Below are 15,399 nucleotides of genomic sequence, written 5' to 3'. Positions count from 1 at the left end.
CATTGTTGATAGTGTTCTTGCCATGAAACTCCAGCTCCTCGCACTCGATCCCGTCTTCGATACCGGTCTGTCGACTATGCTCGACGTGTTCACCATGGCGAACGAGCTTGCGGCGATGCTGTCGCTCGATGTGCCGGCCTTCGACGTGTCGGTGATCGGCGTGCGTGGACAGGTGAAGACGGCGCACGGGCTTGCCGTGCCGATCTCCGGGAGTTTCGATCCGGAGGCCGGCAGCTGGCTGGTCGTGCCGGCGATCGCCTGCAAGATGCCGGACGTGCTGGTGCCCGCCCTCGGCCGTCCCGACATCCGCGATGCGGGGGCGGTGCTGCGCGAGGCCAAGGCGGCGGGCATGAATATTGCCGCCGCCTGTATCGGCACGTTCGTTTTGGCCGAATCCGGCCTTCTCGACGGAGAGAAATCGACGACCAGCTGGTGGCTCGCGCCGCTCTTCCGCCAGCATTATCCCTCCGTGCACCTGGAAGACGGCCACATGCTGGTGAAATCCGGCTCGCTGGTGACGGCGGGCGCAGCACTCGGCCATATGGACATGGCGCTCTGGCTGGTACGGCAGGTGAGCCCGGAGCTTGCCGGCCTTGTGGCGCGCTACCTCATCGTCGACAATCGGCCATCGCAGTCGGCTTACGTGATCACCGACCATCTTTCTCATTCCGATCCGCTGGTGCAGCGTTTCGAGCGTTGGGCACGCGGTCGTCTGGGGGAGGGGTTTTCGCTGGACGACGCGGCCGATGCGGTCGGCGCCAGCAAGCGGACGCTGGCGCGGCGCATGCAGCAGGTGCTCGGCAAGACGCCGCTCTCCTATTTCCAGGATCTCCGTGTCGAGCGCGCCGTGCATCTCCTGAAGACCAGCGACAAGAGCCCCAACGAAATCGCCTCACTCGTCGGTTATGCGGATGGCGTTACGTTGCGGGCATTGCTGCGGCAAAGGACAGGCCACGGTGTGCGCGAGGTGAGGGGCGGGCGGCTAGGCTAGACCTCCTTGCGCCGCAGCAGGTAGTCCAGACCGCCGACCCGGAACCAGCGAGAGGCATATGCATCGAGCAGGAGCCGGTGCCGGCCGTTGGCGTCCGCCTCGCTGTTGCCGCCGTCCGCGATATCGATGAGCAGATCGCCGTGTTCGCCGACACCGACCACGAACGTGACTTCGACCGGCCTCGAATGCAGGTTGTGGACGATCAGCACCGAATTGTCGCGCCAGTCATAGCGGAGCGCCAGCACGCCGTTGTCTCCGGTGTTGAGGGCGGTGCAAGCGCCCCAGCCGATCTCGGGCACTTCCTTGCGCATGCGGATCAGGCGTTCCGTCCAGTTCAGCATCGAGTTGGGATCGCGCCGCTGCTTCGCGACGTTCAGATGTTCAAAGCCGAGCGGCCCTGCGCTGATGACCGGCAGGACCGGCTTGTCGTTCTTGGTGAAGCCGCCATGCGGCTCGGCCGACCATTGCATGGGCGTACGGGCGCAGTTGCGCTCCGGCAACGACAGGTCGTCGCCCATGCCGATCTCGTCGCCATAACGCAGGACCGGCGTGCCGGGCAACGAAAACAGCAGGCTGTAGGCGAGTTCCAGGCGCCTCCGGTCGTTCTCCAGCATCGGCGCCAGCCGCCGTCGGATGCCGCGGTCGTAGAGCTGCATGTTCTTGTCAGGCCCGAATTCCGAGAACACTTTCTGGCGCTGTTTTTCGGTCAGGCGACCCAGATCGAGTTCATCGTGATTGCGCAGGAACATGCCCCATTGTCCCGTTTCAGGCCGATCGCTGGTATTGACGATCGCTTTCGCCAAGGGCCGGGCGTCTCCGGAGGCGAGCGCATAAAACAGTGCCTGGTTGACGTGAAAGTTGAACATCATCTGCATGCGGTCGCCGTCATCGCCGAAATAGGCGAGGTTCTCCTTCGGCACGACATTGGCTTCGGCAAGGATGATCGAATCTCCGAGCCGCCATTGCAGGAATTCGCGGAAAACCCGGAGCATGTCGAACTGCTCCTTCGGCTTTTTCACCTCGGCACCCTTTTCGGCGATCACGAAGGGCACGGCATCCATGCGGAAACCGGAAACACCGAGCTGGATCCAGAAGCCCATGATCTTGAGGATTTCCGCCTGCACATGCGGATTGGAGGTGTTGAGATCCGGCTGAAACTCGTAGAAGCGATGAAAGTAATATTGCTTGGCCTTTTCGTCATAGGTCCACGTGGTTTTCTGCACGCCCGGGAACACCATTCCCTCGTCGGCATTCGCCGGCTTCTTGTCGGACCAGATATACCAGTCGCGATAGCGGGACTCCGGATTACTGCGGGCGTCCTGGAACCAGGGGTGTTCGTTGGAGGTGTGGTTGACCACGAGGTCGATCAGCACACGAATGCCACGCTGCTTGGCGCCGTGGGTGAATTCGACGAAATCGCCGAGCGTGCCGTAGCGCGGGTCGACATTGTAGTAGTCGGACACGTCGTAGCCGTCGTCCCGGCCGGGCGAGGTCTGGAACGGCATCAGCCAGATGGCGCTGACGCCGAGACCGGAGAGATAGTCCAGCCGCCGCTGCAGCCCCTGAAAATCCCCGACCCCGTCGCCATTGGCGTCCATGAAGGTCTCGACGGAGAGGCAATAGACGATGGCATTCTTATACCAGAGGTCGTTGATCACGGGTTCGAGCTCCTCGGGTGGTTGGCGGGTCCGGGGAGGCAAGCGCGTGAGGCGCAGAAATGTTCCCTTGGGGGAACAAATTCAACATGCGGCAACGGAGAAGATCCGAAACAGGGCGCTGGCGCCGTCATTCAATCAGAAGCAAGCCGCGTTTCTTGTCGCCATCGAGCGTGTCCATTGCCGAGAACAGCCGTTCCCGCTCGATCAGCCAGGGCTTGTAGTCCTCGTTGACGTCGAGGACGAGGATCAGGTCCTCTGCTTCCAGATATCCTCCGATCGGAGAATGGTGGCCGGCGCCGGCTCCGAAGATCTTTTCACGCGTGAAATTGACGATGTAACGGCGACCGGGGTCGTTGGTGTACTTCATATGCTCGCGGAACTCGTCGGCGGTCAGGTCGCGCAGAACCGATACCTTCCGTTCCGTTTTCATCCGCGCGAGTTCGGCAAGCTCATCCAGCGTCAGGCCGATGATGCAGAGCCCGGTCCAGCACATCCCGGTCCCCTCCAGAACCTCCGCCTCGGTCGTTTCCTCCTCCCCGACTGAGCGAAACGCGTTGGCAATGCTGGCGGGGCCGCATCGCGAGCCATTCGATTGCCAGCTGACGTCGCGGCCAAAGGTTGCCGCCACGGGCAATGTCCAGGCTCGGTCCATCAGTTCGGGAGAGCGGATGACGGACGACTGGATCGCTTCCGGCGGGACTTTCGTCTGGCCGACCACGACAAATGCCGCTCCGGCGACCAGGCCGGCGGCGACGATGATGCCGAAAAATGGGCCGCGCTTCATTTCCAGATCCTCGAAGCCAAGGATGATCCGAAGAATGACGCAAAGGGGCAAGGACATCAACCGGGCAGACAATTCGCGACAGCTCTTCCGTTAGGAACGAGATTGTGCCGAACGGTCGCTGCGGATCGGATGCCAGATCGAAATGTCCCGAGGCCCGGCGAGCAGGTCCGGCAAGGCCGCGTGCCATGCCTCGCGGTAGGGGCGCTGCAACTGCACGTCCAGGACGTCCTGATGATCCTCCCATGTCTCGTAGAGCATCACGTGGTTCTCGTTGTCGGGATCGGCATGCAGCACGGCATTGTGGAACATCGGTTCGTGCCGCATGGCATCGAGCACGCCGTTCAGAAGGGTCATGAAGCGGTGGCGCTGGGCCGGGAGAATATCGAAACGGATGACATAGGTGACGGGCATGGGGCTGATCCTCTCGCGCTGCAAAGCTGGATCCTGGATAGATGCCACCGCTCGCCGGGTCGATTACCTCGGAGGTCATATATCGCACGCGCAATGCGCGCCTGCTCCCAAGGATGACGGTCTCTTTACCGGAAGAGAGACAGGATGTTTTGCGCGTCCGAATTGGCGATGGAGAGTGACTGGGTCGCGAGTTGCTGCTGGACTTGCAGTGCCTTGAGCCGGCTCGAGGCCTCGCTCATATTCGCATCGACGAGGCGCCCGACGCCTCTGTCGAGACTGTCCGCGAGACTGTTTCCAAATGCTTCCTGCATCGCGATCCTCGACCTGAGCGAGCCAAGATAGGCGCCGGCCGATATGACCTTCTGCTGCATCTCGTCGAGAACCAAGGTGATTGTCGGAAAATCGATGTCGGGGTCGGTGACGTCGATATCGAGAATATCGATACCCTCCGGCGGCAGCGTACGGGTGTGGACGGGCGGCTGGACGGTGATCAGCTCCGCGGCGAGGGGAATGATGGCGCGAAAGAAGATATTCGGCGCGCCGCCCTGAGCCGTCAACAAGGCGTCGGAGGGCGCCTTGTTGAGAAACGTTGCCTGCTGGAGGACTTTCGCCCAATCGGCCGCGCTCTCGATATCTCCGTCGAAGCCGTACCCCGCTTGACCTCCGAGCGCCTGATCGACGACACTTTTGGTGATGACGAACGTATCGTTGGACGTACCGACCGAAAAGTCGACCGTGATGACATCGAATTTCGTGATCGTGAAGGGCTGGTCGAATGCCGGGCCTGGCACGTCGCCATAACCCGATGTCGAAAATCCGACCATCCCACCGAGCGTGCCGAGGCCATAACCGAGATCCGGATCAGGCTCTTTCTGCAGAATTCCGCCGCCGCCATTCTTGAACAGCGCGAGTTTCGACAGATCGACGTCGATGGTCCCGACGGAGACGGTTCCGTCCTCGCTGCGATTGAGCGATGATACGACAGAAGTCTTCGCACCAGCTTCGCTGGTCTGCCCCTGCATGTCCGACCGCAACCAGTTCTGGCCGGCGAAGCTTGCGGAGTTGGATATGGAGACGATCTGCTGCTTCAACTGATCCAGCTCTTCCTGGATCTTGTTCTTGTCTATTCCGTCCTGCTGGGCGGAAACGACCTTGGCCATGAACGCCGCCAGGATATCGGTGGTCGCAGCGATGCCTTCATAGGCCGTCTCGACCTTTGCGGCTCCGAGGCCAAGGGCGTCCTGCACGGCCGAGAGGGCGCCAGTGTCCGATCGCATGGTGGTAGCGATCGACCAGTAGGCGGCGTTGTCTGAGGCTTGGTCGACACGCAAGCCGGTCGCGACCTGCCGCTGCGTGCCCAACATCTGGCTGTCGAGGGAACGAAGCATTTGGAGCGCAGAAGCAGCTCCAGCATTCGTGAGGATGCTACTCATGGGATCTACACCGAAACAACTCCCCCGCCCTACATAAGCGTTGGGTTATAAAATCCAAATATGGTTAATATATCATGAGTATGATCGACAGGGCCTTGCCGTCGCTATCTGACCTGAAGAGTGCCAGCTGATCACGGGATTTCCCCCGCGGCGCAGTTCTTCCCCCTTCTCCCCCTCCGGTACGTCATTCGACGTATACGGTTTTGCGATGCAGCAACGGATAGTCGCTTAAGCAACGGTTAAGTTCTTCGTTGCGGACGAACGAGAAGAGGGGTTCGAACCAATGACATTCAAGTCCAAATCGGGCAAATCCAAACTGGGTGGCGCGCTGCTCGCTGCCGTAATGTCGACGACGGCGCTGCAGGGTGCTTTCGCCGCTGACGACACCATCAAGATCGGTGTGCTTCACTCGCTTTCCGGCACCATGGCCATCTCTGAGACCACCCTCAAGGATGTCATGCTGATGCTCGTCGCCGAGCAGAACAAGAAGGGCGGCGTGCTCGGCAAGAAGCTCGAAGCCGTCGTCGTCGATCCGGCTTCCGACTGGCCGCTGTTCGCCGAAAAGGCCCGCCAGCTGATTTCGCAGGACAAGGTTGCCGCCGTTTTCGGTTGCTGGACCTCGTCTTCGCGCAAGTCGGTCCTGCCGGTCTTCGAAGAGCTGAATTCGATCCTGTTCTACCCGGTCCAGTACGAGGGTGAAGAATCCTCGCGCAACATCTTCTACACGGGTGCCGCTCCGAACCAGCAGGCCATCCCTGCCGTCGACTATCTGGCCAAGGAAGAGGGCGTCAAGCGCTGGGTTCTGGCCGGTACCGACTATGTCTATCCGCAGACGACCAACAAGATCCTCAAGGCCTATCTGATGTCGAAGGGCGTTGCCGAATCCGACATCATGATCAACTACACGCCGTTCGGTCATTCCGACTGGCAGACGATCGTCTCCGACATCAAGAAGTTCGGCTCGGCCGGCAAGAAGACCGCCGTCGTCTCGACCATCAACGGCGATGCCAACGTTCCGTTCTACAAGGAACTCGGCAACCAGGGCATCAAGGCTGAAGACATTCCGGTCGTCGCCTTCTCGGTCGGCGAAGAAGAGCTCGCCGGCCTCGACACCAAGCCGCTCGTCGGTCACCTGGCCGCCTGGAACTACTTCCAGTCCGTCGATGCCGATGTGAATGCCGAATTCATCAAGGAATGGAAGGCTTTCACCAAGAACGACAAGCGCGTCACCAACGATCCGATGGAAGCCGCCTATATCGGCTTTAACGCCTGGGTAAAGGCCGTCGAAGCCGCCGGCACCACCAACACTGACGCCGTGCTGGACAGCATCATCGGCGTCTCCGTTCCGAACCTGTCGGGTGGCACGTCTACCGTCATGCCGAACCACCACATCACCAAGCCGGTGCTGATCGGTGAAATCCAGGCTGACGGCCAGTTCGACATCGTTCAGGAAACCGCACCTGTGGTCGGCGACGAGTGGTCCGATTACCTGCCGGACAGCAAGAACCTGATCTCCGATTGGCGCAAGCCGATGTCCTGCGGCAACTTCAACGTTGCTTCCGGCAAGTGCGGCGGCAAGGGCAGCTGATCCGATTGCCTCTCGATGTTCATCGACATCATCGCGGGCGGCGTTCAGTCGCCCGCGATCTCGCAAGGGGGTTCCAATGACGAGCAAAGTTCCTTTCCGCGTTCTGCAGAGCCTTGGTCTTCTGCTCTGCCTGATGTTTTCCTTCGCTGCGCCATCCTTCGCGCAGCAGACCGATCCCAGGCCGCTGATCGATGCGCTCTCCAAGGCCGATTTCAGCGAAGCTGAAAAACTGATCGGCCAGCTCGCCGCCACCGGCGATGCCCGGCTCGTGCCGGCGCTGAATGCCTTTTCCGAGGGCGACCTCTATTTCCGCAAGTCCGATAACCTGGTGTTCATCGGCAAGGCGGCCGGCTCCAATTATGAGCTGACCGATCCGGTCACAGGCGCTTCGGCTGGCCAGGCCGCCAAGAATGCCGTCACCAAGATCAAGATCAACAACAGCCTGCGCCGCGTCATTCGTTCGGCCATGGGCGGCCTGACGCTATTGAGCCCGGATCGCGGCGTCCGGCTGCATGCGGCCGATGCGGTGCTGCGCTCGCCGAGCGCCGAAAATCTCGAGCTTATCGAGACCGCAATCTCCAAGGAGACGGACGGCGAGGTCAAGGCCCGCATGGTCGAAGCGCGCGCCGTGTCGCTGCTTTCCTCCGACCGCTCCATCGACGAAAAGCGGGCCGCGATCCAGACGATCAAGAATTATGGCGGCCGCAACGCGATCGGCATCCTGATGGGCGCATCCGCGTCGCTCGATCCGAGCCTCAAGGGCGACGTCGATGCGGCGATCGCCAGCATCGAAAGCGGCCAGCGGCTCTGGGATATCGGCCAGAACGTCTGGTACGGCGTTTCGCTCGGTTCGGTGCTGCTTCTGGCGGCGATCGGGCTCGCGATCACCTTCGGCGTGATGGGCATCATCAACATGGCGCATGGCGAAATGGTCATGCTCGGCGCCTATTCCACCTTCGTGGTGCAGCAGCTCATCCGCGACCATGCGCCCGGTCTGTTCGACTGGTCGCTGGCGATCGCGCTTCCGGTTGCCTTCCTCGTCACCGGCGCCGTCGGCCTGGTCGTCGAGCGCGGCGTCATCCGCTTCCTCTACGGCCGGCCGCTCGAAACGCTGCTTGCCACCTGGGGCGTCTCGCTGATCCTGCAGCAGACGATCCGCTCGCTCTTCGGCCCCACCAACCAGGAAGTCGGCAATCCGTCCTGGATGTCCGGTTCCTTCCCGGTCGGCGGCATGACGATCACCTGGAACCGCATGTGGATCATCGCCTTCTCGCTGTCGATCTTCGTGGCGCTGCTGGTGGTGATGAAGAAGTCCTCCTTCGGTCTCAACATGCGCGCCGTCACCCAGAACCGCCGCATGGCCTCGTCGATGGGCATCAAGACGCCCTGGGTCGACGCTTTCACATTCGCCCTCGGCTCCGGCATCGCCGGCATCGCCGGCGTCGCCCTTTCCCAGATCGACAACGTCTCGCCGAACCTCGGCCAGAGCTACATCATCGACAGTTTCATGGTCGTGGTGTTCGGCGGCGTCGGCAATCTCTGGGGTACGCTGGTCGGCGCGCTGTCGCTCGGGGTGCTGAACAAGTTCCTCGAACCCTCGGTCGGCGCCGTGCTCGGCAAGATCCTGGTTCTGGTGCTGATCATCCTGTTCATCCAGAAACGTCCGCGCGGTCTCTTCGCGCTCAAGGGAAGGGCGGTGGAAGCATGATTTCCGGCTTTGTCTTCCGCGCCCTCGAAGGCCGCATCGTCGTAGCCGTCGGCATCCTTCTCGGCATCGGCATCCTGGTGCCGGCGCTCAACCTGCTGACGCCGCCCGATAGCGCCCTGCACATCCCGACCTACGCGATGTCGCTGTTCGGCAAGTATCTCTGCTATGCGCTGCTGGCGCTGGCGCTCGATCTCGTCTGGGGTTACTGCGGCATCCTCTCGCTCGGTCACGGGGCTTTCTTCGCGCTCGGCGGGTATGCGATGGGCATGTACCTGATGCGCCAGATCGGCCCGCGCGGCGTCTACGGCAACCCGATCCTGCCGGATTTCATGGTGTTCCTGAACTACAAGGAACTGCCGTGGTTCTGGCATGGCTTCGACTGGTTCGTCTTCGCCATGGCGATGGTGATCGTCGTGCCCGGCCTGCTCGCCTTCATCTTCGGCTGGTTCGCCTTCCGCTCCCGCGTCAACGGCGTCTACCTGTCGATCATCACCCAGGCGATGACCTACGCTCTGCTGCTCGCCTTCTTCCGCAACGACATGGGTTTCGGCGGCAATAACGGCCTCACCGACTTCAAGGATATCCTCGGCTTCTCCGTCCAGGCGGACGGCACGCGGGCGGTTCTGTTCTTCATGTCGGCGCTGATGCTGTCGCTCTGCCTGATCCTCGCCTCGGCCATCGTCCGCTCGAAATTCGGCAAGGTGCTGGTCGGCGTGCGTGATGCGGAAAGCCGGGTGCGCTTCCTCGGCTTCCGGGTCGAGAACATCAAGCTCTTCACGTTCGTCGTCTCCGCCATGATGGCCGGGATTGCGGGCGCGCTGTTCGTGCCGCAGGTAGGCATCATCAATCCGGGCGAATTTGCGCCCGCCAACTCGATCGAAGTGGTCGTCTGGACGGCGGTCGGCGGCCGCGGCACGCTGATCGGCCCGATCATCGGCGCCATCCTCGTCAACGGCGGCAAGAGCTTCTTCACCGGCGCCTTCCCGGAAATCTGGCTGTTTGCGCTCGGCGGCCTGTTCATCGCCGTGACGCTCTTCCTGCCGAAGGGCATCGTCGGAACGATCCAGCACGGCTTCAAAGCCCGCAAGGCGCTGAAGGCTGCGGCGGATGCGGAAAAGGGCAGGGGCGACGCTGCGGCGGTGACCCAGGCTCAGGCGGCGGAATAGGGGCGCGCAACCATGAACATGATTTCCGAAACCCGACAGAAAAGCCTGCTCTATCTCGAAAACGTCTCGGTCTCTTTCGACGGCTTCAAGGCGCTGAACTCGCTGTCCTTTGTCGTCGAACCGGGCGAACTCAGGGCGATCATCGGCCCGAACGGCGCCGGCAAGACGACGATGATGGACATCATCACCGGCAAGACACGGCCCGATACCGGCACGGTCCTGTTCGAGGATAGGATCGACCTCACCAAAAAGGACGAGGCGGACATCGCCCAGCTCGGCATCGGCCGCAAATTCCAGAAGCCGACCGTGTTCGAAAGCCATACCGTCTGGGACAACCTGGAACTGGCGCTCAACCGGTCGCGCGGCGTGTTCGCCACCTTGTTCTATACGCTGTCGGCGGAGGACAAGGCTCGCATCGAGGAAATCCTCGAAACGATCCGCATGACCCACCGCAGGCAAGAATACGCCGCCAATCTCAGTCACGGCCAGAAACAGTGGCTGGAGATCGGCATGTTGCTCGCCCAGGAACCGAAGCTGCTTCTGGTCGACGAACCCGTCGCCGGCATGACGGATGCGGAGACGGCCGAGACGGCGGTGCTGCTGAAGGAAATCGCCAAGACCCGTTCGGTCGTGGTCGTCGAACATGACATGGGCTTCATCCGCGAACTCGGCGTCAAGGTGACCTGCCTTGCGGAAGGTTCGGTACTCGCCGAAGGCTCGATCGATTTCGTCTCGAGCGATCCGAAGGTGATCGAGAATTATCTGGGGCGCTAACATGCTGACAGTCAACAACGTCAATCTTCACTATGGCGCAGCGCAGGCGCTGCGGGGTGTCTCCATTCATGCGGACATGGGCAAGATCACTTGCGTGCTGGGGCGGAACGGCGTGGGGAAGAGTTCTCTTCTCCGCGCCGTCACCGGCCAGCATCCGGTCAGCGCCGGTACGATCAGCTTCCAAGGGGAGCTCCTGAACGGCCTTGCACCCTATAACCGCGCCAAGCACGGGATAGGCTACGTGCCGCAGGGCCGGGAAATCTTTCCGCTCCTGACAGTCCAGGAAAACCTCGAAAGCGGTTACGCCCCGCTCGCGCGCAAGGACAAGTTCATCCCGGACGAGATTTTCTCGCTGTTTCCGGTGCTGAAATCGATGCTCGGCCGGCGAGGCGGGGACCTCTCAGGCGGCCAGCAGCAGCAGCTTGCGATCGGCCGCGCCATGGTCACCCGTCCGAAGATCCTCGTGCTCGACGAGCCGACCGAAGGCATCCAGCCGTCGATCATCAAGGATATCGGCCGGGCGATCCGCTACCTGCGCGATTCAACCGGCATGGCCATTCTTCTGGTGGAACAGTATCTGGACTTCTGCCGGGAACTGGCCGACCAGGTCTACATCATGGATCGTGGCGAGATTGTGCACGAAGGGGCGGCCGAGACTCTGGATACGGCAGAAGCAAGGCGACATCTGACCGTATGAGACTAGTATTCTTACTGGTGAATGTTTGTATCGCGTTGCAGCACTTCGTGCGTTTCAAAGGCCGCTAATATATGTTAACAACACTGCGTTTTCAGGGCATTCCGCATATTTGTTGACAACCCCCGCACCCCATGATGAGGCGCTGATGGTCTTTGCACGCGTTGCCGGTTTCTTCTCTCGTTCCGCTCTTACACGCATGTTTGCTGTAGGAGCGGTTTTTTTGGGCGCCACGACCTTTCTCGGGTCGATGACCGGCAGCGCCCTTGCCGCAGGTTGCGGCGGCCAGCCGATGGAAGCCGGTCGCCACCGGATCACCATCGAGACCGACGGTATCGCCCGTTCGGCCATCTATTTCATTCCATCGTCTTATACCGGCAAGGACAAGGTTCCGCTGGTTTTCGATCTCCATGGTAGCCACAGCAACCCTGAAGGGCAGCTGAACAGAAGCTCCTGGGACAAGGTCGCGGAGAAAAACGGCTTCATCGTTTTGGCCCTGCAGGGCAGCCTGCCGGGGAGTTCCGGGGGCACCTACGCCTGGAACGTGCCCTTCGTCACCGTACAGCAGGGTGGCCTCGACGAGATTGCTTATATCAAGCAGGCCCTGAACACCGCAAAGCAGCAATTCTGCGTCGATCCGGCCCGCATCTATGCCTCGGGCTATTCCGGTGGCGGCCGCATGTTGTCGGCCTACCTCTGCTCCGGTCATGACGATTTCGCAGCCGCCGGCTTCGTACATTCGCTGCGCGCCGGACGCCCGGTCGAGACCGACGGCAAATGGGGTCCGGATGCGCAAGGCTGCAATCCCGCCAGGCCTGTCTCGATCATGGCCTTTGCCGGCGTCAAGGATGCAGCCAACCCTTACGCGGGCGGCGGCAATACCTATTGGCAATACGGCTTCAAGACCGCGATCCAGCGCTGGACCGAACTCGACGGCTGCAAGGGCAATGGCGACGTAAAGACCGTCGACGGCGTGACCTTCAGTCTCTACGGTACCTGCAAGAACGGGGCACGCGTCGCATCCTACGTCTTCGCCAACGGCACGCATGACTGGCCGAAACCGGTTGCCGCCACGGAAGCCGTGATCGCTGCCGCCAAGGACGGGGCCGCGAGCGTCACCAAGGTGGCTGCGGTCACTGTCTCCAAGCCGGCATTCGACGCAAATGTTGATCCGGCCTCGCGGATGTGGGAGTTCTTCGGCAAGGCCGACAGCACCGACGTGATCGCCACCGCAGCGCCGGCCAAGATCGGTTCGGCGGGCAAGTCTGGCACGGGCGTTGCATCGGGCTGCGGAACCGAAGCCGATCTTCAGGGGACGACGTGCAACAGCAACCAGCCGATCGATATGCGCCGCAGCGGGCAAGGGGTGCAGGACGCCTTGTAACCAAGGCTTTCGGCGGGCGGACACGGCTCGCCGAATTCTACCAGGAAGGCTGCGCAAAAATTCGCCTTCCCGAAACATTTTCGCCTGAAATGGAGGCGATTTTAATCAATACGTCGGGGGGACTGACGGGCGGCGACGTGATCGAATGGTCCGTCGCCGCTGCCGCTTCCACAAGACTGTCGGTCACCACCCAGGCGAACGAGAAGATCTACAAGGCCTCGTCCGGCACGGCCTCCGTCTCCACCCATGTCACCGTCGGCGAAGACGCCTCGGTCCACTGGCTTCCCCAGGAAACCATCCTTTTCGACCAGTCCTCGCTGACCCGCCGGCTTGACGTCGATCTTTCCGAGAGGTCCGAATTTCTGGCCGTCGAAGCGGTCCTGCTCGGCCGCAAGGCGATGGGCGAAGCGGTCGCGAACGGCTTCTTCCGCGACCGCTGGCGGGTGCGCCGCGGCGGCCAGCTGATCCATGCGGAAGAGATGAAGTTCGAGGGCGAGATCGAGCAGCTTTCCCAGGCTGCCGCGGTGCTCTCCGGCCAGGTCGCCTTCGCAACATTATTTTACACCGGCCCGCTCGCCGAAATGCTCTTCCCGAAACTCCGCCAGATTGTCGACGGCACGCCCGGCGGAGCCAGCCTTTGGACCGGCGGAGCCAGCCACTGGAACGGCAAGCTGATCGCCAGGCTCGTGGCGCCGACCGGATTTGACCTGAGAAAAATCCTGACACCGGCAATTTCCGTATTGCGTAACGGCGCGCCAGTGCCGAAAGTCTGGAACATCTGATCTTACAGCGGGATTCCCATGAACCTGAGCCCACGAGAAAAAGACAAACTGCTGATTTCCATGGCGGCGATCGTCGCGCGTCGCCGGCTGGAACGCGGGGTCAAGCTCAACTATCCGGAAGCGATCGCCCTCATTACCGATTATGTGGTGGAAGGCGCGCGCGACGGGCGCTCGGTTGCGGACCTGATGGAGGCCGGCGCCCATGTCGTCACCCGCGACCAGGTTATGGAAGGCATTGCCGAGATGATCCACGACGTGCAGGTGGAGGCGACTTTCCCGGACGGCACCAAGCTCGTCACTGTCCACGAACCGATCCGCTGAGGAGGCGGCCCATGCTGGAACTGCGCCCCAACTGCGAATGCTGCGACAAGGATTTGCCCCCGGAAAGCCGGGAAGCGATGATCTGCACCTTCGAGTGCACGTTCTGCGCCGACTGCGCGACCGACGTGCTGAACGGCACCTGCCCGAATTGCGCCGGGGAACTGGTTCGCCGGCCCGTACGTCCGGCGGCCGCACTGCTAAGCAATCCAGCCTCCACCAAACGTGTTCTGAAGGCCGAGGGCTGCGCGCCCAAGGCGGCTTGAAGGAGAATACCATGATCCCCGGCGAAATCATTGCGGCAGAAGGCGAAATCGAGCTCAATGCGGGCGCTCCGACGGTGACCATAAAGGTCGCCAATACCGGCGACCGGCCGGTGCAGGTGGGTAGCCACTACCATTTCTTCGAGACCAATAACGGGCTCTCCTTCGACCGGGACAAGGTGCGCGGCATGCGTCTCGATATCCCTGCCGGAACCGCGGTGCGCTTCGAGCCCGGCCAGACGCGGGAAGTGACGCTGATCCCGCTTTCGGGCAAGCGCGAGGTCTACGGCTTCCAGCAGAAGGTCATGGGTGCGCTGTGAAGCCCGCATCCGCGTTTTCCGCCGCGTTCATGGCGCTTCTTGCCCTGCCGGCGGTGGCGCAGGAGCCGAAGGCAAATTGCAAGAACCCGCAGACGCAGATGGAAATGAACATCTGCTCGCAACGCGACTACGAGGCCGCCGACAAGGCTCTTAATGCCCAGTACCAGACAACTCGCAAGGCGATGAAGAAATGGGATGCGGACAGTTCCGCGGATCTCAAGGGCGCCGAGGATGCGCTGGTCAAGGCGCAACGGGCCTGGGTCGTCTATCGCGACGCGCAATGCATCTCCTCCGGCTTCCAGGCCCATGGCGGCTCGATGGAGCCGATGCTGATTTCCGGATGCCAGGCGGACCTCACCCGCAAGCGCATCGAGGAGCTCAAAGAGCTGACCGAGGCGATGGGGAACTGAACGTTGAGCGTGTTTGTGGTAGTTATGGGAGCGGGAAGGAGAGCGACATGACCGAAACAGTCAAGATCAGCCCTGAAAACCAGATAACCCTGTCTGCCGAAGCGCTCGCTTTGCTTGGCGTCAAGGCCGGAGACCAGGTGGATATCGTACCGAGTCAGGACGGCCATCTGGAAATCCGGCCGAAACGATGGACGTTCGCGGATCTGAAAGGGATCGTAAAGCTGGATAAGCCGATTACCGCCGCCGAACTGGATGAATGGGTCGCCGAAGCACGTGGCCGGATTCCTGAAGGCGGCAACGACCTATGATCGGAATCGACACGAATGTCCTCCTTCGTTGGCTCGTGCGCGGTCAGTTGATCGGAGAGCCGGCATTGATGCAGAGCGAGGCGCTTACTGCGCTCTTCGATAAGAGTGAGGAAGCGTTCTTCATCAACGAGATCGTGGTCGTCGAAATTGCCTGGGTCCTGAAACAGCGCGCTCGCCTACCAAAGGCCCGGATTGCAGAGATCATCTGGGGTCTTCTGAATTTGGAAAATGCGGTCGTGAAGGACCGAGAGATTTTGAGCGCCGCCCTCCAGACCTATTCCGAGTTCCCCGGCGATTTCTCCGACCACCTGATTGGAGAGATCAATAGCCGCAACGGCTGCCGTACTACTATGACGTTCGATAAAGCTGCATCGAAATCCTCCCATTTTACCGAGCTTACAAGGTAG

Annotated in this window: 18 protein-coding genes; 14 read left to right on the top strand and 4 right to left on the bottom strand. The window is 61.4% G+C overall.

Features of this window, described 5'->3' with window-relative positions; translation table 11 throughout:
• Nucleotides 1–22: 22 nt before the first annotated feature.
• Nucleotides 23–991 (top strand): GlxA family transcriptional regulator, encoded by a 969-nt coding sequence (locus C5L10_RS07640; protein WP_105429147.1) that lies wholly within the window; start codon nt 23–25, stop codon nt 989–991.
• Here C5L10_RS07640 and C5L10_RS07635 read toward each other — a convergent pair.
• From C5L10_RS07635 to C5L10_RS33540, 4 genes are all read right to left on the bottom strand, one after another.
• The gene (locus C5L10_RS07635) at nt 988–2,649 is read right to left on the bottom strand and encodes an alpha-amylase family protein (RefSeq protein ID WP_105429146.1); all 1,662 of its coding nucleotides are present in this window, start codon (nt 2,647–2,649) and stop codon (nt 988–990) included. The genes C5L10_RS07640 and C5L10_RS07635 overlap by 4 nt on opposite strands.
• A 127-nt stretch (nt 2,650–2,776) precedes the next feature.
• Complete coding sequence (locus C5L10_RS07630) at nt 2,777–3,433, bottom strand: phytochelatin synthase family protein (protein WP_105429236.1); 657 nt, start codon at nt 3,431–3,433, stop codon at nt 2,777–2,779.
• 90 nt (nt 3,434–3,523) lie between these two features.
• Complete coding sequence (locus tag C5L10_RS07625; RefSeq protein ID WP_105429145.1) at nt 3,524–3,844, bottom strand: putative quinol monooxygenase; 321 nt, start codon at nt 3,842–3,844, stop codon at nt 3,524–3,526.
• Nucleotides 3,845–3,969: 125 nt separating this feature from the next.
• Entirely contained in the window at nt 3,970–5,277 is a 1,308-nt protein-coding gene (locus tag C5L10_RS33540) for a flagellin (RefSeq protein WP_256384659.1), read from the bottom strand.
• A gap of 283 nt (nt 5,278–5,560) precedes the next feature.
• Here C5L10_RS33540 and urtA point away from each other — a divergent pair, with 283 nt between their 5' ends.
• From urtA to C5L10_RS07555, 13 genes are all read left to right on the top strand, one after another.
• Nucleotides 5,561–6,865, top strand: a complete 1,305-nt coding sequence (gene urtA, locus C5L10_RS07615; RefSeq protein ID WP_105429144.1) for an urea ABC transporter substrate-binding protein — start codon at nt 5,561–5,563, stop codon at nt 6,863–6,865.
• 133 nt (nt 6,866–6,998) lie between these two features.
• On the top strand, nt 6,999–8,573 hold the full coding sequence (urtB, locus tag C5L10_RS07610; RefSeq protein WP_105429235.1) for an urea ABC transporter permease subunit UrtB: 1,575 nt from the start codon (nt 6,999–7,001) through the stop codon (nt 8,571–8,573).
• Nucleotides 8,570–9,739 carry an urea ABC transporter permease subunit UrtC gene (urtC, locus tag C5L10_RS07605; RefSeq protein ID WP_105429143.1) on the top strand — a complete coding sequence of 390 codons (1,170 nt, stop codon included), beginning with the start codon at nt 8,570–8,572 and terminating at the stop codon, nt 9,737–9,739. The genes urtB and urtC overlap by 4 nt, the downstream gene beginning before the upstream one ends.
• A gap of 12 nt (nt 9,740–9,751) precedes the next feature.
• Nucleotides 9,752–10,513 carry an urea ABC transporter ATP-binding protein UrtD gene (gene urtD, locus C5L10_RS07600; RefSeq protein ID WP_105429142.1) on the top strand — a complete coding sequence of 254 codons (762 nt, stop codon included), beginning with the start codon at nt 9,752–9,754 and terminating at the stop codon, nt 10,511–10,513.
• Between the two features lies 1 nt (nt 10,514).
• On the top strand, nt 10,515–11,210 hold the full coding sequence (gene urtE / locus C5L10_RS07595; protein ID WP_046666686.1) for an urea ABC transporter ATP-binding subunit UrtE: 696 nt from the start codon (nt 10,515–10,517) through the stop codon (nt 11,208–11,210).
• Between the two features lie 220 nt (nt 11,211–11,430).
• Nucleotides 11,431–12,591 carry a PHB depolymerase family esterase gene (locus tag C5L10_RS07590; protein WP_172716938.1) on the top strand — a complete coding sequence of 387 codons (1,161 nt, stop codon included), beginning with the start codon at nt 11,431–11,433 and terminating at the stop codon, nt 12,589–12,591.
• On the top strand, nt 12,528–13,373 hold the full coding sequence (locus tag C5L10_RS07585) for an urease accessory protein UreD (RefSeq protein WP_105429140.1): 846 nt from the start codon (nt 12,528–12,530) through the stop codon (nt 13,371–13,373). Before C5L10_RS07590 ends, C5L10_RS07585 begins: the two co-directional genes overlap by 64 nt.
• 18 nt (nt 13,374–13,391) lie before the next feature.
• The gene (locus C5L10_RS07580; protein ID WP_046666684.1) at nt 13,392–13,694 is read left to right on the top strand and encodes an urease subunit gamma; all 303 of its coding nucleotides are present in this window, start codon (nt 13,392–13,394) and stop codon (nt 13,692–13,694) included.
• 11 nt (nt 13,695–13,705) lie between these two features.
• Nucleotides 13,706–13,957, top strand: coding sequence for a DUF1272 domain-containing protein (locus tag C5L10_RS07575; RefSeq protein WP_105429139.1), 252 nt, complete (start codon nt 13,706–13,708; stop codon nt 13,955–13,957).
• Between the two features lie 11 nt (nt 13,958–13,968).
• Complete coding sequence (locus C5L10_RS07570; RefSeq protein WP_105429138.1) at nt 13,969–14,274, top strand: urease subunit beta; 306 nt, start codon at nt 13,969–13,971, stop codon at nt 14,272–14,274.
• 29 nt (nt 14,275–14,303) lie between these two features.
• Entirely contained in the window at nt 14,304–14,684 is a 381-nt protein-coding gene (locus C5L10_RS07565) for a lysozyme inhibitor LprI family protein (RefSeq protein WP_105429234.1), read from the top strand.
• A gap of 47 nt (nt 14,685–14,731) precedes the next feature.
• Nucleotides 14,732–14,992: an AbrB/MazE/SpoVT family DNA-binding domain-containing protein gene (locus C5L10_RS07560; RefSeq protein ID WP_105429137.1), complete on the top strand. Its 261-nt coding sequence runs from the start codon at nt 14,732–14,734 to the stop codon at nt 14,990–14,992.
• Entirely contained in the window at nt 14,989–15,399 is a 411-nt protein-coding gene (locus C5L10_RS07555) for a PIN domain-containing protein (RefSeq protein WP_105429136.1), read from the top strand. Before C5L10_RS07560 ends, C5L10_RS07555 begins: the two co-directional genes overlap by 4 nt.

It is taken from the genome of Neorhizobium sp. T6_25, from assembly GCF_002968555.1.
Lineage (GTDB): Bacteria > Pseudomonadota > Alphaproteobacteria > Rhizobiales > Rhizobiaceae > Neorhizobium.
The sequence above is the reverse complement of the archived record's forward strand: the minus strand, read 5'-3'. Positions and strand labels throughout refer to the sequence as shown.